This window comes from Prosthecobacter sp. Pr1, from assembly GCF_057652315.1.
On record NZ_JBYFBS010000003.1, the window covers coordinates 372,514 to 395,500 of the forward strand.

Genomic DNA, 22,987 nt, shown 5'->3' on the forward strand with positions numbered 1-22,987 from the left:
AATTTGACCAGCGCTTACCTCGCATGACTGACGCCGCTGATCCGAATCCACTGCATCGTTCGGCGATCTGGAAGTGGACGATCTGCGGCCTGCTGCTGCTCGCTTCGGCGATCAACTACATGGACCGCCAGACGTTGGCGAATGCGGCGGTGCGCATCACCAAGGAGTTTCGACTTTCGCAGGAGCAGTATGGCCACATCGAGGCGGTGTTTGCGTATGCGTTCGCGGCGGGTTCCATCGTCTTTGGGTGGGCGGCGGATCGTTTCTCTGTGCGCTGGCTGTATGCCATCGTGCTGACGATGTGGTCGCTTGCCGGACTGGCGACGGGTTTTGTGCACAACGAGCAGGAGCTGCTGTGGTGCCGCATGGCACTGGGATTTTTCGAGGCGGGTCACTGGCCCTGCGGCATCCGCACCACGCGGGCGCTGCTGGATGCGCGTGAGCGTTCCTTCGGCAACAGCGTGCTGCAGAGCGGCACCTCCGTGGGGGCGATCATCACGCCGCTGATCATGAGCGGTCTCATGACGGCCGAGCTCGGTAGCTGGCGCACGGCGTTTCAAGTGGTTGGCATCACCGGCTTTGGCTGGCTGGTGCTTTGGTTTGCCCTCGTGCGCAAAGCGGACCTGCCTGCACCGGTTCGTGTGAGCGAGACCTCGGACAAGAGCGATGGCACCAGCCTGTGGAGCGTCATTTTCAGCCGACGGATGCTCATCATCTTTGTGGTCATCGCGGGGATCAACACGACGTGGCAGATCCTGCGTGCATGGCTGCCCAAGATATTGCAGGAAGGCCGGGGTTACTCGGAAGCGGAGACGCTGTGGTTCACCTCGGCGTGGTATGTGGCCACGGATGTCGGTTGTCTCGGTGCTGGGGCGCTTGCCGTGTGGCTGGGGCGGCGCAAGCTGTCGGTGCATGCGGCGCGTGTGATTGTCTTTGCGGGCTGCGGGGCCTTGTGCGCCTCCTGCGCGCTCACGCCGTGGCTGGAGCATGGCTGGGTTTTGCTCGGGGTTTTCATGCTCGCGGGTGCCGGGGCGCTGGGCGTGTTTCCGTTGTATCATGCCTTCACGCAGGATTTGTCGGGACGGCATCAGGGCAAGATCACCGGCATCGCCGGAGTGGTGGCGTGGGTGCTGCCGGCGCAGGCGCAGCAGTTCTTTGGCAGGCTCGCGGATCGCACGCACTCGTTTGATCAGGGGCTGATGCTGGCCTCGTGCCTGCCTCTCATCGCGGTGCTGCCGCTGTGGTTGTTTTGGGAAAACAAATCGGAACGTTCTTCATCATCATGAGCTCATCATCCTGGACCCGCAGATCCTTTCTTCTGGCCAGCGCCGCCGCTGCCACAGCCCATGCCGCACCTGCGCCAGTGCGCAAAAAGGTCGCTCTCATCGCGACGGTGATGTTCAAGAACTCGCATGCGATGCATTTCGTGGACCGGCTTGCCATGGGCTACGCCTGGGCCGGTCAGTGGCTGCCACCGCAGACGGATCTGGTGTCGCTGTACGTTGCGCAGTTTCCGGAGACCGATCTCGCGCGTGGTCGCTCTGAGCGCTATCACATTCCGATTTATTCCAGCATCGCCGAGGCGCTCACGCTGGGCACTGGCAACCTCGCGGTCGATGGTGTCGTTCTCATTGGTGAGCACGGTGACTACCCTGAGAATGAGAAAGGGCAGACGCTCTACCCGCGCTACGAGTTCTTCAAAGAAATCGTGAAGGTCTTCGAGGCCAGCGGCCGCAGCGTGCCCGTCTTCAACGACAAACATCTTTCCACCGAATGGAGTAAATGCACCGAGATGGTGGCCGATGCGAAACGGCTGGGTTTTCCTTTTCTAGCCGGTTCCTCCTTGCCCGTGACACGTCGTCTGCCTGCGGTGGATCTGCCATGGGGCACGCCGCTGGCTGAGAGCGTGGCGGTCGGCTACGGTGGCGTCGAGAAATATGATTTCCACGGTCTCGAAACCGCGCAGTGCATGTCTGAGCGCCGCCGTGGGGGTGAGGTGGGAATCAAGAGCGTGCTGGCCCTGCGGGGCGCGAAAATGTGGGAGCATGCCGCCACGCGGAAGAACACGCAGCGGCTGCTTGGCGCTGCACTCACGCGCAGCCACACCTGGCCAGTGGAAGGGTATCCTTTGGAGCCGGTGAGCTTTGAGTGGGCGCGCAAGATCTTCCCTGATGCCTTCGCCTACTTCATCGAACATCGCGATGGCTTCCACACCACGCTGTTCATGCTGCCTGTGCGTGATTTCAACTATGCGGGCCTGAACTCCGAGACAGGTGAAATCACCTCCTGCCAGATGTTTCTGCCGATGCCGGGATCAAGCTCGACCACCGCCGACTTCTTCAATCCGCTCGTCCATCACATCGAGGACATGATCCTGCACAACCGTGCGCCGTATCCTGTGGAGCGTACGCTGCTGACTTCCGGCATGCTGATTGCAGCGGTGGAATCGTTGTATCGCAAGGGCGAGGTCATTCAGACACCCGAGATGGGGGTGGCCTACAACGTGTCGAAGGAGTCGCTGTACTGGCGCGAGTGATCGCAGCAGCACCAGTTTGCCATTCTTGGCCATGAGCAGGTCATGTTGCGGCCGTGAATGTTCTGAGCAAGTCAGCGGCTTCAACCAGCGCTCAATCCGTCGGCTCAGGCAACACGACCGCCCGGCCAGATTGAAGCCTGGCCTGATGCTCATGGCGGTGACGCAACGGCGTGGTGCCGGTGAATTTCTTGAAGCGCTTCACGAACGAACTTGGATCATAGAACCCGCAGTCGAGCGCGATCTGCGCGATGCTTGCGGAGCTGTGCTGGAGGGTGTCGAGCGCGTGAAACATCCGCACCTGCTCCACAAAAGCATAGGGGGTCATGTTCATGCGCTGCTTGAAGATCCGTGTGAAGTGGCTCTCAGAAAAGCTGCAGCGCTGGGCCAGTTGAACGACCGTGATGGTCTCGGCATAGTGTTTTGAAATGTATTCGATGGCAGGCAGCAGGCGGTTCAGTGCATCGTCCTGGCCCATCACGTCGTTGTATTCCTCATTGATGGTGATGAGGCCGATGACTTTGCCCTGGCGGTCACGCAGTGGAAACTTGCTCGAACAAGCCCATTTCATGGCATGAGCGAAAAACCCCACAGCATGGACTTCATTGAGGAGCGGCCTGCCATGCTTGAACACTTGCAGGTCGTTCTGGCGGAAGCTCTGTGCGATGATCTTCGGAAACAGGTCGAAGTCCGTCTTGCCGATCACTTCGAAATTGTCCGGCACGTGGACCGCCCGGCGCAGGGCCTGGCTCATGTAGATGTAGCGGGACTCGAGATTCTTGATCATGAACATCGCGCCCGGGATGCGATCCAGGGGATCGAGCAACTGGCACAGATCGGCCACCTCAGTGAGAAATTTTTTCTGCAGCGGTTTCATGGCGATATGATCGGATATTACCATTTTTTGCGTGTATGGCCACAGAGAGACGGCTTTCTGGTGGCGTAGGTTCCTTTGCACAAAACCGATGAAGTTGTTCGCCACCATTGCATGTCTGCTCACCGCCTCAGTCATGGGCGCGGAGGACATCTTCGTCTCCAAGGTGGAGCCCCTGCTGAAACAGCGCTGCTTTGAGTGCCATTCGCATGAGACAAAAATCAAAGGCGGCCTCGCTCTTGACTCGAAGTCAGGCTGGGAAAAAGGCGGTGAGAGCGGCCCCGCCATTGTTCCAGGGAAGCCGGAAGCAAGCCTGCTGATGCAGGCGCTGAGTCATGCCGAAAAGGATGTCAAAATGCCGCCGAAGAAGATGCTTCCTGCTGCGGAGATTGCCGTGTTTGCGGAATGGATCCGGAGCGGGGCTCCCGATCCGCGAGTATCAGTGGCGAAGAGCACGCAGGATCTGGCAGCAGGCGACACCTGGGACGTCGAGTTCCACAAGCGCCTCGACTGGTGGAGCCTCAAGCCCATGCGCAAAAACGAACCGCCGAAGGTGGATGATGTGGCATGGTCAAAAGAGCCGGTGGATCGTTTCGTGCGTGCGGCGCTGGCGGCCGCCAAACTCCAGCCTGCGCCCCCTGCGGAGCCTGGCGTGCTGAGGCGGCGGCTTTCATTTGTGCTGACGGGGCTGCCGCCATCCTCGGCTTCAGCATCTTTGTCTGACGAGGCCTATGTGGACATGCTGCTGCAAAGCCCGCGCTTCGGCGAGCACTTCGCGCGGCATTGGATGGACGTCGTGCGCTACACGGATACCTACGGCTACGAATGGGACAATCCGGCCAAGGGTGCCTACGAATACCGTGACTACCTCATCCGCGCCTTCAATGACGACATCAGCTTCGCTCAATTTCTGTGCGAACAAATAGCGGGAGATCTTCTGCCGGCGCCGCGCATCAACACCGCCTCACAAACCAAGGAAAGCCTCATCGGCCCCATGTTTTATCATCTCGGGGAGCATCGCCACGGCAGCAGCCTGATGTTCAACGGCATTCACCAGGAAATGGTGAACAACAAGATCGACGCCTTTTCCAAAGCTTTCCTCGCCACCACCGTGGCCTGCGCACGCTGCCACGATCACAAGCTCGAAGCCGTCTCGCAGCATGACTACTACGCTCTTGCCGCCATCTTCACGACACCGCGCTGGACTTCCCGCGTGATCGATGCGCCGGGGAAAAATGATGCGGCCATCGCAAAGCTCAAAGACCTGCGCGCGGCGATCCGCACCGAGGTGGCAGCAGCGTGGAAAAAGCCGTTCGCGGCGGCCTTCCTCAAACAGTGGGCGGAGTCGCACAGCAGCGTATTGAAAGGCGTCGGTGCGCCGCTTGCAGCGCCAGGTCAATTCACACAAAAAGCTGTCGAGTGGCGCAAGGCCCGCGTGGCCGCGCAAAACGCCAACGCCATTTTCAAACCGTTGGCTGATCCCGCCAAGGCGCAGTTACCCGACGGATGGGTGATGGAGGGCGACGGGATGAAGCACGGCTTTGCTGAAGAAGGCACGCTTCTCATAGCTCTTGAAGGCGATGCCGTTATTGCGCGCTTCCTGCCGCGCGGCTGGCACACGCATGCCTTGTCTTCCAAGCTGCCCGGAGCGCTGCGCATGCCGCCTGAGCATCTCATCCCGGGCAGGTTCGTGAGCCTTGACCTCGCAGGCGGGGAATTCGGCGGTCAGCTTGTGGTCGATGACCATGCGTTTCAAAACGAAACCATCGCTTTCTACACCAACACCCAGCCGGAGTGGCGGACCTTTGCCGATGCCGAGCTGAAGAATGGGGTGCAGCAGGTCACGGTGGAGTTTGCCACCTCGTCGTTGAACCCGAATTTCCCACCGCGAACCGGTCTGGCAAAGGGGCTCAAAAATGACGACTTCGGCTATGACAAACGCAGCTGGCTGAGTGTCTGCGGCATTGTCTCGCATGACAAGGCTGGCACGCCGCAGGATGAACAGGATGCGTTTGCTGGTTTGTATGACGCTGGCGGTTCACCGGACGCCTGGGAGCGAATCGCGGCTTGGTTCAACTCTGCCGTTGCGCGGTGGGGTGACGGCAATCCACAGCCCGGTGATCAGCCTGTTCTCGACTGGCTGCTCGCCAGCGGTTTGCTGCCAAACAAGGCGGAACCCGGAAGCAAGCTCGCGACTCTCGTGGCCGAATATCGCAGCGTCGAGGCGGGCATCGGCTTTCCGCGTACGGTCAACAGTATGGACCAGCGGGAAACGTCCCCCGCCAGCTACCCGCTTAACGTGCGCGGAAATGTGGATGCGCCCGGCAGTCTGGTGCAGCCGGGATTTTTGAAAATGCTGGACTCTGGGGTGCGAGTGTCGGACCGCCTGGCACTCGCCGAGTCACTGCTGGATCCCGAGCATCCGCTGACGGCCCGTGTCTATGTGAATCGGGTATGGCAGTGGCTCTTCGGCACCGGACTCGTGGCCACCCCGGATGATTTCGGACGCCTCGGAGACAAGCCCTCGCATCCCGATCTGCTCGACTGGCTGGCACGCGAGTTCATTCGCGAAGGCTGGTCCACGAAGAAACTGGTGCGGCGTCTGGTCTTGAGCCAGGCTTTTCGGCAGTCCGGACTCGTCAACGATGCCGCGCGCGAACGTGATCCAGAGAACCGACTGCTGCACCACTACGCTACACGGCGGCTGGAGGCGGAGGCCATTCGCGATTCACTGCTCGCGATCTCCGGTCGTCTAGACCCGCAGCTTTATGGCAGGCCTGTCCTGCCGTTTCGCAGTGTCGAGGATGGTGCCAAGCGCCTTTTCAGCGGTCCGCTCGATGGTCATGGCCGCCGCTCGATCTACCTGCAGATGTCCATCATGGACCCGCCGAAATTTCTCGTCGGTTTCAATCTTCCGGATTTGAAGCTGCCTGCCGGCAGACGAGACGTGACCAATGTTCCCTCCCAGGCGCTGATCATGCTGAATGATCCGTTTGTGAACGAGATGGCAAAATGCTGGGCGGCTGGTTTGTTAAAGGACAAGGACATGAACCGCGAAGACCGCGCGCGTCAGATGTTCGGTCAGGCTTTGGCCCGTGCGCCGGACGCAGCCGAACTGAAACGCTGGATAGTCGCGTTGCAGGATTTTGGCGGTGACACGCCGGATGCATGGGAACGGCTTGCCCATGCGTTATTCAACACCAAGGAGTTTCTCTACTACCGCTGAAATGTTGCCGCATGACCATCATCTTTGCACGCGCCGCCAGATTCTGGCAGGGGCTGCCGCAGGCTTTGGCATGCTGGCGCTGCGTGCCATGGCAGGTGTGCCGCTGCACCGCCGAGCACGGGCGAAGAACATCATCTTCTGCTTCATGGACGGCGGTCCCAGCCATGTGGACACCTTTGATCCCAAGCCCATGCTCAAGAAGTTCGAGGGCACAGCCATCGGCAGTGGCGCGGTGTCAAAGCGTTCGCAGTCAAATGCGGGCCGCGTCTGGTTTGGCAGTCCCTGGGAGTTCAAGCAGCGCGGGCAGAGCGGCTTGTGGGTGAGCGAGCTTTTTCCGCACATCGCGCAGGTGGCGGACAAGCTCTGTGTCGTGCGTTCCATGGTCGGTGAACTGCCGCTGCATGGTCAGCAGAATTTGCTGCTGCACACCGGCCGCATCCTTGGCCAGGCGCCGAGCATCGGCTCCTGGGTCTCCTATGGCTTGGGCACGGAGAACCGCAACCTGCCCGGCTACGTCGTTCTCAACAACGACTGGGTGCCAAACGGCGGGCTCGAAAACTTCGGCAGTTCTTTCCTGCCCGCGAGTCATCAGGCCACCATGGTTCGTGCCAAGGGTGTGCCGGTCGATAACATTGCTCCGCATGATGAGGCGGTCATCCAGAGGCGCAAACTCGCGCTGCTGGCACAGCAGGACGCGGAGTTTGCGGCGGGCGCCTCGGACGCGCAGATCATTGAAGGAGCCATTGCGAACTATGAGACTGCGTTTCGCATGCAAAGCGCGGTTCCAAGCATTGCGGACATCGCCGGTGAACCTGAATACATTCGCAGGCTCTATGGCGTGGATTCCACGGACGAACATCAGCGCTTTTATGCCACCCAGGCCCTGCGTGCACGGCGCTTGGTGGAGGCTGGGGTGCGGTTTGTCGAAATCACCTGTCCGAGTTTCGATGGCAACAATTCGCCCTGGGATCAGCACGGGCAGATTCGCCAAAACCACGCCAAAAATGCGCGCATCACCGATCAATCCGTCGCCGCTCTCATCAGCGATCTTGATCAGCGAGGCCTGCTCGATGAAACCATCGTGCTCTGGGCTGGCGAGATGGGCCGCACTCCGCATACGCCCAAAATCAGCGAGTCGTGTGGCCGCGATCACCATGTGAACGGCTACAGCATCTTCATGGCTGGCGGCGGTTTCAAAGGCGGCATGGCCTTCGGTGAAACTGACGAGTTCGGCAACTCCGTTGCCAGCGATCCCGTGGACATCCATGACATCCATGCCACGCTCTTGCATCAAATGGGCGTGGATCACGAAAAACTCACCTTCCGCCACGGTGGTCGCGACCAGCGCCTTACCGACGTGCATGGGCGCGTGCTGCGCGAGTTGACAGCTTGATTGGATACGCCATACGCGCTCATTCTTAGCACCATGAAATCCATCGTTGCATTCCTTTCATTGATGACTGTCCACGGCCTTGCGGCTGACCCCGTCGCTGCCTGGTCCAAAGATGTCACCATCAAGCCGGTGTCGTCTGTGGAAGGACGGCATACCACGCACAGCTACTACCTGACCAATCCCGAAAGTCCGGATGGAACGCGGGTGCTGTTTTTCACCTCCACCGATCCGCAGGGCCATGTGGGTGAAGTCCGCATGCTGGAGCGTGCGACGGGGAAGGAGACGGTGCTGGCTGACAATGTGCACACGGAGGACGCACACCGCGTCGCGTGTCAGCAGTGGCTCTCCGGCGGCAAACGCGTGGCGTATCATGAAGTGATCGACAAAAAGTGGCGCGTGGTCGTGGTGGATGTGGAGACGCTGGCGAAGACGATCGTCGCTGAAGATCATCAGGTGGGTTTTGGCAGGCCGGAAGGTGACCTGCTGCCCATGTATGGCTGCCATTGGAATCCGGGGCCGTATCGTGATCTCGAAGTGTGGGACGCGTCCACCGGCAAGATCACCACGATGGCGAAGATCGCGGCGGTGGAAGCCCAGTATGGCGACTGGTTGCAGAAGGAGTTTGCAGGCAAGCCGTGCTCCATTTTCTTTCCGGTGCTCAGCCCGGATCTGAAGCGCGTGTTTTTCAAAGTGGCCGCAGGCAATGGCGGGGACAATTACATGTCCAGCGGAGCCAGCCATCGGCAGGGTACGGTGGTGTATGATTTTGAAAAAGCGGCCTGCGTCTGGCAGCGTAACAAGTGGGGCCACCCGGCCTGGACACCTGACTCACAGCACATCTTTGAAGCGGGAAACATCAGCTTCGACATCCAGGACAACCCTGCCAGATACACCCGTCTCAAAGACGTGCCCGTCCTCGGTGGTACGCATCCTTCGGTGAGTCCGGATGGTACCCTTATGGTTACCGACGGCCTGAGCCGCAGTGTGGGCGGCCAAGGTGATGAATGGGGTATTCAGGTGGCGGACATGCAGGGTGGCAAATGGGTCCTGCTGCAGAGCTTTGCCCAAAACGGCGGCGCCAAATCCTGGCGGCGCAACCACCCGCACCCGGCCTTCAGCGCGGATGGCAAACGCATCTACTACAATGTCAACGATGGACCCTTCACGCGCCTGATGGTGGCGGAACGTCCGTAATGTGCGCCGGGTTCGCAGCGTTGGTAGCCCATGAAAATCATTGCCGCATGGCTGTTCGCATTGTCGTTGTCCGGGTTAGTCGCGCAGGAGGTTGAGCCCAAAAACCTGCAACGCATCGTCGCCATCGAGAATGTGTGTGCGTGGCCCAATCTCACGTTGCTGCCGGATGGCACGATCATCGCCATTCTTTTCAATCAGCCCGGCCACGGCACCATGCAGGGGGATGTGGACTGCTATGCCAGCAGCGACGGTGTAAAATGGGAGAAGCGCAGCACGGTCACGCAGCATGAGCCGGACACGATCCGCATGAACCATGCGGCGGGACTGGCGAAGAATGGAGATCTTCTGGTGCTCTGCTCCGGCTGGACCAATGTGAAGCAGCCGCAGCGGCCCAAGCAGGCTGATTTCCGCGATGCCGTGCTGCGCAGCTGGGTGCTGCGCTCCAAAGATGCTGGCCGCACCTGGAACAAGAGCGATGTCTTTCCCCCGACTGAGTCTGACGAATGGACCGAGCACATTCCCTTTGGCGACATCTGGACGGCGCAGGACGGCACGCTGCGCACGTCATGCTATCAGGGGCAGATCACTGATCCGACAAAATCGTCCAAGGCCAAGGGCTGGCGCTCTTGGTGTTTCCGCAGCGATGACGATGGCATCACGTGGAAGCCGCAGTCCATTATCGGTGCCACACATAATGAGACGGACATTTTTCCCCTTGGCGGCAAAAGCTGGCTGGCTGCCGCACGCACCACGCAGATGGAGCTGTTTCGGAGCGATGACGATGGCGCGACCTGGGGTGCACCTCTCAAGGTGACCGCACGCAATGAGATCAACGGCCACCTCACACGTCTGGCAGACAAGCGGCTGCTGCTAAGCTATGGCGTGCGCATCGCCGGGCAGCACGGAGTCTGCGCGAAGTTCAGCAGCGACGATGGCAAAACCTGGAGCTCTCCCATCCGTCTCGCAAGCAGCGAGGTGGGAGACTGCGGCTATCCCTCAAGCGTGCAGCTCGCGAACGGGAAAATCGTCACCGCCTACTACTCCAAAGCCGCGCCCGAATGTGATCATTACCACATGGGCGCGGCGGTTTGGGAGACTCCGGCACGGTGAGTCAGCGGGCTCCGGGAAAGGCGTCCGCGCCTTCGCGTGCGAGCTGTTCTTGACGCAGCTCCGCTTTGGCTCTGGCTTCATCTTCCTCAAAGACCGCCAGACCGATGACGCCCACATTGCCTGCTCCTCCGCTGGAGGCAGCTTTGGAGCGTGCCACACTGCCAAACACAAATGACCGTGTGGTCGTGTCGTTTTTGCGAAAGCCATCGACATCGTACGTTTCTTTGGGGTCCAAAATGAAGCCTCGTTGTTTCGGACTTGCCGCCTTCCCGTTGAGGACGTTCAAACCATCCACGCTTAAAACGACCTCGATGCGTTTTTTGGTGCGGTTTTCGAGCCTGACTTCGTAGTGGCTGCCATTTTCACCAATCACGATGCGCTTCCCGCCGGCATCATAATGCGGGAAGACGCGGCCATAGCGAACAAGACCCACCTTCAGGCGTTCTCCAGCGGCAGGAAACAAACCGCTGCGTTTGGTCATGCTGCCACCGAGGACTCCCGCCATGGCCTTTGCTCCCGCTTCGTCATTGTAATGAAATGAGTCCACCGCATCGGGTGTGTCGGATTTGCGGAGCATGCGTGTGCTCTCCAGCACGGAATACTTTTCCTGACCGGCTGAGGTGCCCAGACCGGGACGGTCCTGGATCCGAGTGGTGGAACCAGTCGCCAGTAGATGGTCGATGGACTGGTTTTGGATGGCAAAACCGCCGGATCGATTGCCTGCGGTGATGGGACCAGCACCATAAGAAAACGGCATCACCGGGTTAAGAGGAGACGCAGTTTTTGAATTCATCGAAGAGCATGACGCAATCAACGTGATGGCCAATAAAACGGAGCAGACAGCAATCGAACGGCGGAGTTGGGCTGGGTTCATAAATGCAGAAATATCAGCATTTGAAATTCCGGCAAGATTAAATGCAGAAAAATATGCATTTAAGCTGAGCGTTCGAGAATCCACCCTGCGTGGAGGCTTACAGCAATCTGCGCTTGCGATCCTGCTTAAATGCAGCATTTTCAGCACATGGCAGTCAAAGACGATCAACTTTCCAAACGTGAGCGGCAGGCGATGGACATTGTCTATCGGCTGGGCAAGGCGACGGCGGAGGAGATCCAGGAGGAAATGCCGGACAGCCCGTCCTACTCGGCGGTGCGCGCGCTGCTGAGCATCTTGGTGGGCAAGAAACTGCTCAAGCACACGCGTGAGTCGCGCCGCTATGTGTATGAACTGGCCATCTCGCGTGAAAAGGCGCGTGATACGGCGCTGCGAAAGCTCATGCGCACGTTTTTTGACGGCTCACCCGGTAAGCTGATGGCCTCCCTGCTGGAGACGAAAGACCGCAAACTGCCGCCAGAGGAAGTCGCAGCGATCCGGAAATTGCTGGACGAGCAGTCGCCTTCCTGATCCACTTTATACACACGTCATGACCGCCTGCTGGATCGCCATCGCTCTCAAAGCAACACTGTGGGCGGCGTTCATGAGCGCCGCCGCACTCGTGGTGCCGATGCAGCATCCGCAGGTTCGGCGTCGGTTTGCCTTGCTGGGCATGTGGGGGCTGTGGGTGCTTCCCTGGCTGCCTCTGCCATGGTCAGGCTTTCCAACGGCTTCGTTTGATGTCGCGACTGGCAGCCCCTCTGAATCTGGCTGGTGGTGGCCGATTCTGACTGCTGTCTGGGCGATCGGCAGCTTGATCTTGCTGCTGCGAGTGGTGAACGACATCGCTGGCATCCTGCGACTGGTGCGCCAAGCCGAGAAGTCCACGCTGAATCCGGGAGGTGCTGTCGAAGTGCTCTTCACGGCGGAAATTGAAGGCCCCTGCATGACGGGGTGGCTGCGGCCTTGTGTGCTGCTGCCGCTGGAGGCAGCCTCCTGGCCGGAGGGTACGCTGCGTGCCACTCTGCGGCATGAGTGCCAGCATGCGCGGCAGATGGACGGGCTGCACCGCTTCTGCGCGGCGCTCGTCCGCGCCTGCTTCTGGTGGAATCCTGCCATGCATGTGCTTTGCGGCATCTACGAGGCGGAGTCCGAAGTCTGCTGTGACGAGGCGGCTGCCACGGCCTGCAGCCGTCGTGAGTATGGAGAAATGCTGCTGGCCCATGCCACCCTGATGCCGCTGCCGGCATTCGCCTTGGCCTTTGCCCGTCGCTCAGGCCTGCGCATCCGCATTCAACGTTTGTTTGCAACTCGCCGGGACTCCCGCTGGATGCTTTCTGCGCGCTGGCTGACGGCCCTGACACTCATCATTGGCGCCGCAATGCTCATGGCCTCGATTCGGGTGATGTCGCCTGAGATGGCACAAGGAAACTCGCTCAAAAGCGAGGCGCAGCTCCGTTTGAATGCAGATCCGTTTCCCGGCGCACCGTAGCCTGCACTGCGCCGATGGTGACGCCGCGCACTCCATGAAAACGTTACTCTTCCTCCTGTTGTTCTCCGTCAGCGCCTTCGCGGCGAAGCCGAACATCATCGTCATTTTCGTCGATAACTTTGGGAACGGCGATCTCGGCTGCTTTGGCTCGAAACTGCACCGCACGCCGAATGTGGACCGGCTGGCGGCGGAGGGCACAAAGTTCACCAGCTTCTATGTGGCCAGCGGCGTCTGCACGCCGAGTCGTTCGGCGTTGATGACGGGCTGCTATCCGCGCCGCGTGGGCATGCATGTGAGCGATACGGGCGGTGCGGTGCTGCAGCCGGTGGCGCGCAAGGGGCTCAATCCCGCCGAGGTCACGATGGCTGAAGTTTTGAAGAGCGCGGGCTATGCGACGATGTGCATCGGCAAATGGCATCTCGGGGATCAGCAGGCGTTTTTGCCGACGAAGCAGGGGTTTGATGATTTCTTCGGCCTTCCGTACAGCGATGACATGACGAAGGATAAAAAGCCGGATCTCTGGCCGGAACTGCCGCTCATGCGCGGAGAGAAGGTGATCGAGGCGCCTGCGGATCGCGATCATCTGGTGAAACGCTGCACGGAAGAGGCGGTGCGCTTCATTGAGAAGCACAAGGAGGAGCCGTTTTTTCTCTACCTGCCGCACACGATGCCAGGATCGACCGCGCATCCGTTTTCGAGCGAGCACTTTCGCGGCAAGAGTGCGAACGGGGAGTATGGCGACTCGGTGGAGGAGCTTGACTGGAGCACCGGGGAAATCATGGCGGCCTTGCAGCGGCTGAAGCTCGCGGACAACACGCTCATCGTGTGGACCTCCGACAACGGCGCGGTGAAATGCAATCCACCGCAGGGCAGCAATGCGCCATATCGCGGTTCTGGGTATGATACATCTGAAGGTGCGATGCGGATGCCCTGCGTGATGCGCTGGCCGGGAAAAATCGCCGCCGGAGCGGTGAATGACGCGCTGTGTTCGACGATGGACCTGCTGCCGACCTTTGCCGGTCTCGCGGGTGCCAGTGTGCCGCCGCACAAGATCGACGGCCATGACATCGCGCCGATTCTTTTCAATGCTGGGAGCGCCGCCTCGCCATGGGATGACGATGGTTTCTTTTTTTACCGCATGGATCAACTTCAGGCCGTGCGTGCGGGAGACTGGAAACTCTACCTGCCGCTGACCGGCAAGTTTAAAACTCTGAGCAGCAGGCAGGAGCCTTTCAGCCTGGAGCTGTTCGACGTCCGCCATGATGTGAGTGAAGAACGCGAAGTGTCCGCCCAGCATCCTGAGGTGGTGCAGAGCCTCATGCGGCTGGCTGACAAAGCCCGCGCTGACCTGGGCGATTTCAAACTTGCGGGCTCCGGCCAGCGGGAGGCAGGCATGGTGGAGAATGCCGTGCCGCTCTTGCCCTGAGCCCGATTGCCTGCTGTGTTGTGGCATGACCCGTGGCAGCCGTTCGCTCCTTCTTCTGACTCTCGTGATTCTCGCGGGGATCATCGTGCCGTTTGTGATCTGGGGGGCGCAGTTTGACCAGACCCTGAGCCTCGCAGGCGCGCGAAAGTGGATGGAAGGCTACGGCGCATGGGCATGGGTGGCGGGGATCGTGCTGCTGGTGGCTGACATCGTGCTGCCGGTGCCTTCGACGGTGGTCATGTCTGCACTGGGATGGATGTATGGCTGGTGGCTGGGCGGCCTGATTTGTGCGACCGGGTCGATGCTTTCCGGCGTCATCGCCTACGCTGCCTGCCGCTGGTTGGGGCGCGGTGCGGCGCGCAGGATTGCGGGCGAAGAGGGGCTGCGCCGAGGCGAAGAGGTGTTCGAGAAGCGCGGCGGCTGGCTGGTGGCGCTCTCGCGCTGGATGCCGGTGCTGCCAGAGGCGGTGGCCTGCCTCGCAGGACTTTCCAGCATGCGCTGGCGTGTTTTTTTGCCCGCGCTGGCGTGCGGCTCGGTGCCGACGGGGTTTGTGTTCGCGGCGATCGGCCACCTCGGGCAGAGCGAGCCTGGCTGGGCGTTTGCCTTGAGCGCCATCGTTCCTGTTTTGCTATGGCTGGGCGCGGCGCGGATGCTGAAGCGCTAACGCATTTCAATCAATCCGGCACTGGCAGCCGCTGAACGCGCGAGCCTGCGCATTTCACGGCGGATGAACCACACGCCGAGCGGGAGCAGCAGGGCGATGGCGAGGACCGCCACGAGGCCCAGCACGACGAGCATGTGCAAACCTGCCGCCATCAAAATCGCGGTGACGATGAGCCACAGCAGCATATTCCACCCGAAGCTGCGGCGGATGCGCAGGAGCAATTTCACCCGTGTGAGGCAGCGTCCTTTGGCATGGAACTCTGTGACACTCAAAAAGGCGCGGGAAACTTCCGACCAGGGCCAGGCCTCGATGTCAAACCAGCGCCAGCCGTCGTCCTCACGAAAGATGATGTGCGCAGCTCGGAGCGCCTTGCGCATTTCCTGCAGCCACGCATCACGGGTGATGCCGGTTTCGCTCCAGAAGCACAGCGTTCCCAGGCTGAGGGTGATTTTATGCGGTCGTGTGGGTGGAATGATGTCTGGCAGCAGCGGATGACGGCTGGGCCGTGCGTCCAGTGCCAGCATGCCACGCAGCCGCGCCCACTCGCGCACCACGGGCTGCAGGAAGCTCAGCCACCAGAGCAGCAGGCGATCCAGCGGGCCATGGATGCTGGCTGCTGCAGCGTGGCGAGCACTGACCTGCCAGGCAGACCAACCGGCAAACCCCAGCAGTCCCAGCGCCAGCCACGGCTGCTGACAAACCAGCGCCAGCAGCAGCAGCGCGAGCCATAGCAGGCCGGTGAACCACTCCCACCAGCGGAAGCTGGAGGATGAGTAGATCACCTGGAAAGCACCGAGTCCCAAGGGCCCGTGGAAGATGCTGCCTTCGACGGGATAATCCGCCGGATGCTGATCTCCGTAAATGCCCCCACGCCAGCGCGCGCCGCCGAGGTAGCCGAAGCGTTCGGGATGCGTCTTCATCAGGAGCGCTTCCGCGCAGCCATAGCCAAACTGCTGAGTCAAATACGCCCGGATGGTGAAACGCCGATGGTGCCAGACCATCGCTCCGGGCACGAAGAGCAGCCGCCTGCCGGTTTCACGCAGCCGCCAGCAGATGTCCACGTCATCACCCGCTGTTTTGAATTCAGCCCGAAAGCCGCCGATGAGTTCAAGAGTGTCCTTCCGAATGGCGAGATTGCAGCCCGGCAGGTGCTCGGCTTCGGTGTCATTGAGCAGCACATGCGCCGGTGCGCCCGGGGCTGCGGCGACGATGTGCTCGATGCGATTTCGTGGCGGAGGCGGGATGTTGGGACCTCCGGCCGCGGCGACGGTTTCATCCGCAAAGGCATGGCTCAGGTGAAGGAGCCAGTCGGGGTGTACGATGCAGTCATCATCGGTGTAGGCGATGATGGCACCGGTGGCGAGCCGGGCACCGAGATTGCGGGCCACGCTGAGTCCGGCGTGCTCCTGAAACTGGTAGCGTACCTGCGGATGGGCTTTCGCGATCTCGGCGATGTGATGGCGCGAACCGTCGTCGATGAGCAGGATTTCGAAGTCGGGATAGCGCAGCGCCACCAATGAATCCAGGCATTGACTCAGCGTGGCGGCACCATTGTGGGTGCAGACCACGACGGAGATGCGTGGCGCTGTAGCAGGCGGCAGCCAGACGGGTGGCAGCGCGCGCTGAAGGGCGCAGGCAGGGCGTTCCTTTCTTTCATGATCCACGAGGCCAAACTGCCAGTCGGTGATCTCCCTGCCGCCCCGGAACCATTCATCGGTATAGGCAAACCAGACTCCGCCCGCACAGCCGCCGCTCAGCAGGCAGTCATGCTGCCAGCGCACCACCTCCGCCTGTCGCTCAGGTCCGTGGGAGGCGACATCGAGACCGAATTCCGTGATGAGCAGCGGCTGGTTGCCTGCGAGATTCTGCCATTGAGCGAGGCAGGCGCTGAATGCTGCAGCGGATTCCAGATACACGTTCACCGCGATGAAGTCGGCATTGCGCGGCACGAGATAGCCGGTGGACGGATACGTGGCGTAGCTGATGAGCGTCTGCGGCGCATGGCGGCGGGCAATCTCGATGAGTTTTTCGATGAATGCCCGCACCCGCCGGGGCTTCATCCAGCGGACCAGAGTTTTCTCGATCTCATTGCCGACGAGGAAGGCGGTGATGCAGGAATGAGAACCCAGTCTGGCGCATGTGGTGGCGACCTGGGTTTCGATCTCACGGCAAAGAGAGCGGCTGGCGAGGAAATCGACATGCTCACTCCAGGGAATGCCAACGATCAGGCGCAGGCCAAGGGCTTCGACTTCGCGCAGCACGGCTGCTGTTGGGGGATCGTACAGCCGCACGGTATTGAAACCCATCGCTGTGATGTGGCGCAGGTCGGCAGCGAGCTGGTCGTCTTCAGGGAAGGGCTCGCCACGCGAGTTTGGTTTGAACGGGCCATAGGTGACGCCGCGCATGAAATGGGGGGTGCCATCGGCCAATTGCAGGAACTTTCCTGCCACCGCCACGCGCTGCCCGTGGCTCACGGGTGCAAGGGGGGCAGAAGGGATGGCGGAAGTCATGCAGGCGTCAGGTTCACATTCGGCGGGTCCGAAGGGTGAAACAGGTACGTGCCGAAGACCAGTCAGACTTCAGACTTCGGAAGCTTTGTCACCGGGCGTTTGAACTGCCATGAGGTCTTCCGGCACGGCAGGGTCCGTGATCTCCATTTCCACCCAGCCGTCGCCTTCGCGTTCGATACGACGTGCATTGATGAACATCACGATGCAGAAGCCGACAAATGCGGTGCTGGTCTCCAGCACAAACGGAGTGGAGAAGAAGGTGAAGAAATAGGCCAGACCCTGAGCCACGATCTCACGTGCAGTTTCATTCACATAAGCCGCAACGGCGACGCCAATGATGATGGCAGCAGACCAGAGCAGGGATTCGAGCCACCAGAGGGATTTTTGGGGAATGGTTTCAGGCGCAGGCATTCGCAGATCAGTTTACAGGGGTAGCTTTATGGGCAGTGCCCGGAAAATCCACCTGTTTTGTTGTCACATTCGCCGCACCTCCCGTGCCTGGGGCGGCCGCCAAAGGGGCTGGCGAGGAGGTGTCATCGTCCTCGACTGGCAGCGCCTTCAGCGCGGCAGGTTCCACCTGGCTGCGCAAGTCAGCGACATGCATTCCCCACATGGCGGTGCCGGCGAGGACGAGGATAAAGACCGCGAGGGCTGCTGGCAGCGGGGACTTGATGGAGTTCACCTGGCCTGCTGCGGGCGCGGTGACGCGCTCATGATGCGTGGCAGGCTCACGCAGCCATGGCCCCTGGGATTGTGTCAGATAACGATAATCCCGCTCTCCACCCAGGGCACCTTCGGGCAGCTCCTCCAGCATGGAGGATGCGTCCACTTCAAGGAAATCGCTGTACTGGCGCATGAACGAACGCGCATACGTCAGGCTGCCAAAGGCCGCAATGTTGCCGGATTCCAGATAGCGCAGGCGCTGCGCCGGAATGCGTGTCTCATGCGCAGCGTCCTCAATGGACAAGCCGCGCTTTTCACGCGCAGCGGTGAGCATCCGGCCGAAGTTAGCAGTCATGGTTTAATTTGAATACGTCAAATGTGACATCGCCGGATGTGGAAGCGATGATTTTTTTTCATATTCCACCTGACATTGAATGAGGAAAAACAACGCGGGATTCTTCCCGGTAATCTTGTAATCAAAGCAAGGAGTACTAAAATCGTGACATGAAAGCTCTCCATGAGACCCGTCTGAAGATTCGCCGTGAACTGGAGGCTCCGCCTGCTTTGAGAAAGTTCGGCAGCGGGTGGATCAGCGGCGTTTTGGGCATGATGTTTGGTCTGGCGGCGCTCGGCTGCGTGGTGATGATGCGTTTTCCGGGGGTCTTCACCATGAAGGAGAACGCGGCGGTGATCGGGCATCCGGCCTTCCGCACGGGCATGTTTGTCCTGATGGTGCTGGCGTTTGGCTTTTCACTGCTCAGCCTCCTGCTGCGTCCGGGCAAGGCCCTTGGACTCACGGGAATGGTGGCGACGCTGCTGGCGGTGACGTTTGGCGGCACTTCAGCGTCTGCGGTGGTCGCCGATCTGACGCCGGTGTATTTCGGGCTCGATTTTTTCATCCTGCGGCTGCTCTTCACCGGCTTTCTCTTCATCCCGCTGGAGACGATTTTCCCGCACCGGGCGGAGCAGGGGATCTTCCGCCAGGAATGGCGGGAGGATCTGTTCTACTACCTCATCAGCAGCATGATGGTTCAGATCCTGACCTGGCTGAGCTTCATGCCGGCGCAGACGCTGTTTAAGCACACGTCATGGACGGAGATGCGCGCCTGGGTGGCGGCGCTGCCGTTTCTTGTGCAGCTCTTCGCCATCATGTTCTTCACGGATCTGGTGCAGTACTGGGTGCATCGGCTGTTTCACCGCATTCCGGCGCTGTGGCGCTTCCATGCAGTACATCACTCGGCGCAAAGCATGGACTGGATGGCCGGAGCGCGGATGCACTTCTTTGAGATCCTCGTGCTGCGCGGGACCACGGTCTTTCCGATGATCCTGCTCGGTTTCAGCCAGACGGCTGTGAATGCGTATGTGCTGGTCGTTTATCTCTTCGCCACCTTTGCCCATTCGAACCTCGGCTGGAAGCTCGGCATCTTCGAGAAATTCTTCGTCACACCCCGCTTCCATCACTGGCATCATGGCATTGAGAAGGAAGCCATCGACGTGAATTTTGCCATTCACTTTCCGCTGTTCGACAAGCTCTTCGGCACCCATCACATGCCCGAAAACGGCCGCTGGCCCGAAGGTTACGGCATCGGCGGCCATCCGGTGCCCAAGGGCTACTGGCAGCAGTTTCTCCATCCGTTTCGGAGGAAGAAGTAATCACTCGTATTTGAGCTGAGCCGTGGCGGTGCATGCGGCATCAGCCGTGACACGGAGCCAGCGCGCCTGCACCGCTGGCTCGAACTCGATGCTGAGCTGAGCGCCTGCTTTCAATTTGGCTTCTTTGTAAGTTACCCAAAGACCGGTGCCGGTCAGATCCAGCTCGACTTTCACGTTCACTGCCTGCGCATCATCCGTGCTCAAGGTCAGCGTACGTTTGTCATAGCCCCACATGAGGTAAGGGTCGCTTGCCTGACCTGCTTTGACCTTCGTGTTCTTCCAAGGACCGCCCACACCGCGTGGCTTGCCGAGTTTCCAGAGATCGTCAATCGCACCAGCCCAGAGAGCGGCTTTGCCATCGGCGCTGCGGAGGATATGTTCACTGGCAGGCGCATCCGGTTTGATGCCGCTCATAAGCAGCATGCCACGGTAGCCGCCGAAATCGGTCACACGTAGATTGTGCGAGGCGATGGGGCGGATCTTGGCAAAGCCGTCGGCATTTTCAGCGGGAAGCTCGAAGAAGGTGCCGCAGGCGCTCAGCATGTCGCGCTCAGTTGCCACCTCACGGCAGATGCGCAGTTCGCCTGCGTTTGTGGCAGCATCCAAATCAGGGCTGGCACGTGGAAGGCGCCAGCGGCGGCCTCGATCATCGACGACAAGAACGCTGGCTTCATCGAGCGTGATGACCTGCTGAGGAATCGCGACCTTTGTCTTCACAAACTGCTCTGCTTTGGTGTCCTCGACCCGCTGCAGATTCAAAGCGGCGTCCAGTTCGTAATAGCCTGCGTCGGCTGCGAGGCTAAGCGTGCGCTTGTTTTCGCCACGCGCGCGGAAGATGCCGGTCTGGACTTTGTCATCGCCCACACGCGCCACGCCGTCGAAGATCGCATCGGCTTGCGTGCCGCGTGAGTCACCATTTGTGAGCGTGATGATCATGCTCACATCTTTGCCATCCTGGTCGGCTTTCACAGTCAGCCACTCTGAATCACCGCTGATGTCCTCGCGCCTGGCGGTGCCTGCCGCGTGATCAATCCGCCAGAGGCTGCGGTGCTTCCATCCCGCAACGAGAAACGGGTCCGACACATCGCCCGCCTTCACGCTCTCATGCAGCCACACCGCACCGCTGGCGTGCGCGGGGCCGAGTTTATCCGGCGTCTCAGGACTCGTAAACCACAGGTTGGACTGAGACTGCCCCACGCTGTCGATGCCGCCTTTGACTTTGCGTTTGTTGAGAAACTCCGACTTCGCCGAATCATCACAGCCGAAGACCAGGCGGTCATTCCAGCGGCTGAAGTCGCCGATGACCTTCATGTAGGCGCTGCGCACGCGAATGCCGTTCGTGTTGGCCGCGGAGAAGGTTCGTGGGAAGCGCCAGAACGCGCCATGCATCGTCATGAGCAGATCGTCTTCGCCGATGTCGCGGATGCGCGGCCATTCGGTGTTCCAACCGTGCGCGCCGTCGTAGCTGTGGCTGACTTTTGGCAGACGAAACGACTGCCATTTGCCGCCGTCCAGCAGCATTAGAATGAGGGATTTTGCATCCCAGCCGATGCTCCACGCCGGTGCGTCTGCCGCGCTGCCCTGGATGCCGCCCGGGCCGGTGACTTCGGTGAATTGATTGCGCCGCACCAGCTGCCAGTCATCTCCGGGTTTTCGCCATTCTCCCAGAGCGCCGCTTGGGGTGGTGGGGTCGGTGAGCACGCGTTTGTCGCGGTCACCGTTGTTGGCGTAAATCAAGCGGCCTTGGGTCGAATAGAGTCCTTTGCCGTGATAGCCAGGCAGTTGAGACTCCAGCTTTGTGAGAGGTGTTGTGACTTGGAAGCCTTTCTTCAAGGGATTGCCGTCGCGGATCAGTGAGGTGACGGCCAGCGATTTTACGTCCACTTCGTAGAGGCCTTCCTCCATCGTCGCGTAATAGATTTTTCCGGCGGGATCGATCAGATGGCGCGCATTCCCGGTGAGCCGTCCGGGCATTTTGTTCGGTGGAATCACCCGCACGGCGCGGTCGGAGCCGATCACATAAGGCCCGATGAAAAGCTGCTGCGACTCGGGATGGATCATCCGGTTCGCGGGCGTGCCGCCCACGCTCTCAGGCCGCACGAGCTGTTTTAAATCCGAAGTGATCTCGTAAAGCTTGTCGCTCGATCCAAAAGGCAGGTGCGGTCCGTAGGTGATGACCCAGAGGCGGTCCGCCCAGGGCACCACGGCACCCGTGCCACATTCGCCTTCATTGTTGAACATGGCGAGGCCGGGGTAGATGCCGCTGACATGGCGTGGTTCCTCGGCTGCGAGGAAGCCTGTGAATGCCGCGAGCAGCAGGAGGTTGGATTTCATGTGTGGATCAAAGCCACGCCGGGGGCGCTGGCAACCCGGGTGAATTATGCCGGATTGAAATCGCTTACATCCCCCGCATAGCTGGATGATGCCCAAAAAGCAGGTCATCCAACTTCCCGGCGATGTCTGGCGCAGCCTGCGCCATGAGTGGCTGTGGGTGTATCGTGGTCCCGTGCCGCAGTGCGGGGTGTGGTCGGCTGAGATCCCGGTGCCTGCGGGAGTCTTCTTCGTGGAGCGTGGTGAAGTGCGCATCCAGGTGGATGGCAAAGAGACCCTTGTGCCACGCGGGCAGGCGTTCTTCTCATCGCCCCGGCCGCGGCGGCATTGGTTTGCGGCAAACACCCGGCTGCTGTCCGTCGGCTTCCGCAGCCAGTGGCCGGATGGTACATCCTTGTTTCGCGATGCGCTCAACTTTGCCGCCGAGGCTCCCGCATTGCGAAAAGCGACGCAGGAACTTTTTGCCAGCATTCACGGTGCGCAGAAAGTCGTCACCTATCGTCAAGCCATTGAGGCTGCACAGTATTCCGCGATTGAGTGGGTTGCGCGTGAGGCCGCATTCGCCGTCTGGTTTGCGGTGTGGATGGAAACTGTGCAGGAGCTCGGCGTGCAGCCTGAACTCCAGGTGAGGATTCGCCGCCGCCGGGTGGATCAAATCGTTGCGTGGCTGCAGGCGCTGCCGCTGGATCAAACGACGCCGAGTTTGCCCCCGGATTTCCCGATCGGCAGCCGGCGTGCGGAACAATTGATGCAGCAGCAGTTTGGCATTGGACTGCGCATGTTTATGGAACGGAGGCGGCTTGATGTGGCACGCGAGCGCATTGTGGCGGATCAGGCCACGCTCAAGGAAATCGCCTTTGCCCTGGGCTTTCGCCATGCGTCCCACTTCACCGCGTGGTTCCGCCGTCATACAGGGATGTCGCCGTCAGAGTATCGCTTGAGCGGGGTGGAACAGGCGGCGTGAGGATGAATTACGAATATGTCATTTGAAGGATGGGTGAGCTTGGCTTCAAATGACCGGGACGTTGGCAACCAGCCTAGTTTTCA

The 22,987-nt window shown here is 60.4% G+C and carries 18 protein-coding genes; 12 read left to right on the forward strand and 6 right to left on the reverse strand.

Going from position 1 to position 22,987, the window contains the following annotated elements:
* Nucleotides 1–23: 23 nt before the first annotated feature.
* Nucleotides 24–1,286, forward strand: a complete 1,263-nt coding sequence (locus tag AC24GY_RS06855) for an MFS transporter (RefSeq protein WP_487681445.1) — start codon at nucleotides 24–26, stop codon at nucleotides 1,284–1,286.
* Complete coding sequence (locus tag AC24GY_RS06860; RefSeq protein ID WP_487681447.1) at nucleotides 1,283–2,536, forward strand: hypothetical protein; 1,254 nt, start codon at nucleotides 1,283–1,285, stop codon at nucleotides 2,534–2,536. The genes AC24GY_RS06855 and AC24GY_RS06860 overlap by 4 nt, the downstream gene beginning before the upstream one ends.
* 91 nt (nucleotides 2,537–2,627) lie before the next feature.
* On the opposite strand, the gene AC24GY_RS06865 is transcribed toward AC24GY_RS06860, so the two are convergent.
* Nucleotides 2,628–3,410: a PAS domain-containing protein gene (locus tag AC24GY_RS06865; protein WP_487681448.1), complete on the reverse strand. Its 783-nt coding sequence runs from the start codon at nucleotides 3,408–3,410 to the stop codon at nucleotides 2,628–2,630.
* Nucleotides 3,411–3,498: 88 nt separating this feature from the next.
* Between AC24GY_RS06865 and AC24GY_RS06870 the strand changes: the two genes are divergently transcribed.
* From AC24GY_RS06870 to AC24GY_RS06885, 4 genes are read left to right on the forward strand one after another with little or no spacing between them, the layout of a single operon-like run.
* Nucleotides 3,499–6,633 carry a PSD1 and planctomycete cytochrome C domain-containing protein gene (locus tag AC24GY_RS06870; protein ID WP_487681450.1) on the forward strand — a complete coding sequence of 1,045 codons (3,135 nt, stop codon included), beginning with the start codon at nucleotides 3,499–3,501 and terminating at the stop codon, nucleotides 6,631–6,633.
* A 1-nt stretch (nucleotide 6,634) separates the two neighbouring features.
* Nucleotides 6,635–8,026, forward strand: a complete 1,392-nt coding sequence (locus tag AC24GY_RS06875) for a DUF1501 domain-containing protein (protein WP_487681451.1) — start codon at nucleotides 6,635–6,637, stop codon at nucleotides 8,024–8,026.
* 33 nt (nucleotides 8,027–8,059) lie between these two features.
* Nucleotides 8,060–9,220 carry a hypothetical protein gene (locus AC24GY_RS06880; protein ID WP_487681453.1) on the forward strand — a complete coding sequence of 387 codons (1,161 nt, stop codon included), beginning with the start codon at nucleotides 8,060–8,062 and terminating at the stop codon, nucleotides 9,218–9,220.
* Between the two features lie 30 nt (nucleotides 9,221–9,250).
* A complete protein-coding gene (locus AC24GY_RS06885; protein ID WP_487681455.1) occupies nucleotides 9,251–10,330 on the forward strand; it encodes a sialidase family protein in 1,080 nt (359 codons plus the stop codon).
* 1 nt (nucleotide 10,331) lies between these two features.
* On the opposite strand, the gene AC24GY_RS06890 is transcribed toward AC24GY_RS06885, so the two are convergent.
* The gene (locus AC24GY_RS06890; RefSeq protein WP_487681457.1) at nucleotides 10,332–11,351 is read right to left on the reverse strand and encodes a hypothetical protein; all 1,020 of its coding nucleotides are present in this window, start codon (nucleotides 11,349–11,351) and stop codon (nucleotides 10,332–10,334) included.
* Between AC24GY_RS06890 and AC24GY_RS06895 the strand changes: the two genes are divergently transcribed.
* From AC24GY_RS06895 to AC24GY_RS06910, 4 genes are read left to right on the forward strand one after another with little or no spacing between them, the layout of a single operon-like run.
* Nucleotides 11,352–11,732, forward strand: a complete 381-nt coding sequence (locus AC24GY_RS06895; RefSeq protein ID WP_422322768.1) for a BlaI/MecI/CopY family transcriptional regulator — start codon at nucleotides 11,352–11,354, stop codon at nucleotides 11,730–11,732.
* Nucleotides 11,733–11,751: 19 nt separating this feature from the next.
* Nucleotides 11,752–12,693 carry a M56 family metallopeptidase gene (locus AC24GY_RS06900; protein ID WP_487681459.1) on the forward strand — a complete coding sequence of 314 codons (942 nt, stop codon included), beginning with the start codon at nucleotides 11,752–11,754 and terminating at the stop codon, nucleotides 12,691–12,693.
* A gap of 34 nt (nucleotides 12,694–12,727) precedes the next feature.
* Complete coding sequence (locus AC24GY_RS06905; RefSeq protein ID WP_487681461.1) at nucleotides 12,728–14,119, forward strand: sulfatase family protein; 1,392 nt, start codon at nucleotides 12,728–12,730, stop codon at nucleotides 14,117–14,119.
* Between the two features lie 25 nt (nucleotides 14,120–14,144).
* On the forward strand, nucleotides 14,145–14,783 hold the full coding sequence (locus AC24GY_RS06910; RefSeq protein WP_487681463.1) for a TVP38/TMEM64 family protein: 639 nt from the start codon (nucleotides 14,145–14,147) through the stop codon (nucleotides 14,781–14,783).
* Here AC24GY_RS06910 and AC24GY_RS06915 read toward each other — a convergent pair.
* The 3 genes from AC24GY_RS06915 to AC24GY_RS06925 all read right to left on the reverse strand — a co-directional run bounded on the left by AC24GY_RS06915 (nucleotide 14,780) and on the right by AC24GY_RS06925 (nucleotide 18,311).
* On the reverse strand, nucleotides 14,780–17,293 hold the full coding sequence (locus tag AC24GY_RS06915; protein ID WP_487681465.1) for a glycosyltransferase family 2 protein: 2,514 nt from the start codon (nucleotides 17,291–17,293) through the stop codon (nucleotides 14,780–14,782). The genes AC24GY_RS06910 and AC24GY_RS06915 overlap by 4 nt on opposite strands.
* Nucleotides 17,294–17,362: 69 nt before the next feature.
* Complete coding sequence (locus tag AC24GY_RS06920) at nucleotides 17,363–17,704, reverse strand: hypothetical protein (protein WP_422322759.1); 342 nt, start codon at nucleotides 17,702–17,704, stop codon at nucleotides 17,363–17,365.
* 7 nt (nucleotides 17,705–17,711) lie between these two features.
* Complete coding sequence (locus tag AC24GY_RS06925) at nucleotides 17,712–18,311, reverse strand: helix-turn-helix domain-containing protein (protein WP_487681467.1); 600 nt, start codon at nucleotides 18,309–18,311, stop codon at nucleotides 17,712–17,714.
* Between the two features lie 149 nt (nucleotides 18,312–18,460).
* Between AC24GY_RS06925 and AC24GY_RS06930 the strand changes: the two genes are divergently transcribed.
* Nucleotides 18,461–19,609, forward strand: a complete 1,149-nt coding sequence (locus tag AC24GY_RS06930) for a sterol desaturase family protein (RefSeq protein WP_487681469.1) — start codon at nucleotides 18,461–18,463, stop codon at nucleotides 19,607–19,609.
* On the opposite strand, the gene AC24GY_RS06935 is transcribed toward AC24GY_RS06930, so the two are convergent.
* Complete coding sequence (locus tag AC24GY_RS06935) at nucleotides 19,610–21,943, reverse strand: hypothetical protein (RefSeq protein ID WP_487681471.1); 2,334 nt, start codon at nucleotides 21,941–21,943, stop codon at nucleotides 19,610–19,612.
* A gap of 85 nt (nucleotides 21,944–22,028) precedes the next feature.
* Between AC24GY_RS06935 and AC24GY_RS06940 the strand changes: the two genes are divergently transcribed.
* The gene (locus tag AC24GY_RS06940; RefSeq protein WP_487681473.1) at nucleotides 22,029–22,904 is read left to right on the forward strand and encodes a helix-turn-helix domain-containing protein; all 876 of its coding nucleotides are present in this window, start codon (nucleotides 22,029–22,031) and stop codon (nucleotides 22,902–22,904) included.
* Nucleotides 22,905–22,987: the final 83 nt, after the last annotated feature.

What these genes read in the sequence shown, in the direction of transcription:
- AC24GY_RS06875 (WP_487681451.1), top strand. Translation starts at nt 6,635, where the DNA reads ATGTTGCCGCATGACCATCATCTTTGCACGCGCCGCCAGATTCTGGCA.
- AC24GY_RS06900 (WP_487681459.1), top strand. Translation starts at nt 11,752, where the DNA reads ATGACCGCCTGCTGGATCGCCATCGCTCTCAAAGCAACACTGTGGGCG.
- AC24GY_RS06905 (WP_487681461.1), top strand. Translation starts at nt 12,728, where the DNA reads ATGAAAACGTTACTCTTCCTCCTGTTGTTCTCCGTCAGCGCCTTCGCG.
- AC24GY_RS06855 (WP_487681445.1), top strand. Translation starts at nt 24, where the DNA reads ATGACTGACGCCGCTGATCCGAATCCACTGCATCGTTCGGCGATCTGG.
- AC24GY_RS06870 (WP_487681450.1), top strand. Translation starts at nt 3,499, where the DNA reads ATGAAGTTGTTCGCCACCATTGCATGTCTGCTCACCGCCTCAGTCATG.
- AC24GY_RS06935 (WP_487681471.1), bottom strand. Translation starts at nt 21,943, where the DNA reads ATGAAATCCAACCTCCTGCTGCTCGCGGCATTCACAGGCTTCCTCGCA.
- AC24GY_RS06940 (WP_487681473.1), top strand. Translation starts at nt 22,029, where the DNA reads ATGATGCCCAAAAAGCAGGTCATCCAACTTCCCGGCGATGTCTGGCGC.
- AC24GY_RS06860 (WP_487681447.1), top strand. Translation starts at nt 1,283, where the DNA reads ATGAGCTCATCATCCTGGACCCGCAGATCCTTTCTTCTGGCCAGCGCC.
- AC24GY_RS06925 (WP_487681467.1), bottom strand. Translation starts at nt 18,311, where the DNA reads ATGACTGCTAACTTCGGCCGGATGCTCACCGCTGCGCGTGAAAAGCGC.
- AC24GY_RS06865 (WP_487681448.1), bottom strand. Translation starts at nt 3,410, where the DNA reads ATGAAACCGCTGCAGAAAAAATTTCTCACTGAGGTGGCCGATCTGTGC.
- AC24GY_RS06880 (WP_487681453.1), top strand. Translation starts at nt 8,060, where the DNA reads ATGAAATCCATCGTTGCATTCCTTTCATTGATGACTGTCCACGGCCTT.
- AC24GY_RS06910 (WP_487681463.1), top strand. Translation starts at nt 14,145, where the DNA reads ATGACCCGTGGCAGCCGTTCGCTCCTTCTTCTGACTCTCGTGATTCTC.
- AC24GY_RS06895 (WP_422322768.1), top strand. Translation starts at nt 11,352, where the DNA reads ATGGCAGTCAAAGACGATCAACTTTCCAAACGTGAGCGGCAGGCGATG.
- AC24GY_RS06920 (WP_422322759.1), bottom strand. Translation starts at nt 17,704, where the DNA reads ATGCCTGCGCCTGAAACCATTCCCCAAAAATCCCTCTGGTGGCTCGAA.
- AC24GY_RS06930 (WP_487681469.1), top strand. Translation starts at nt 18,461, where the DNA reads ATGAAAGCTCTCCATGAGACCCGTCTGAAGATTCGCCGTGAACTGGAG.
- AC24GY_RS06915 (WP_487681465.1), bottom strand. Translation starts at nt 17,293, where the DNA reads ATGACTTCCGCCATCCCTTCTGCCCCCCTTGCACCCGTGAGCCACGGG.
- AC24GY_RS06885 (WP_487681455.1), top strand. Translation starts at nt 9,251, where the DNA reads ATGAAAATCATTGCCGCATGGCTGTTCGCATTGTCGTTGTCCGGGTTA.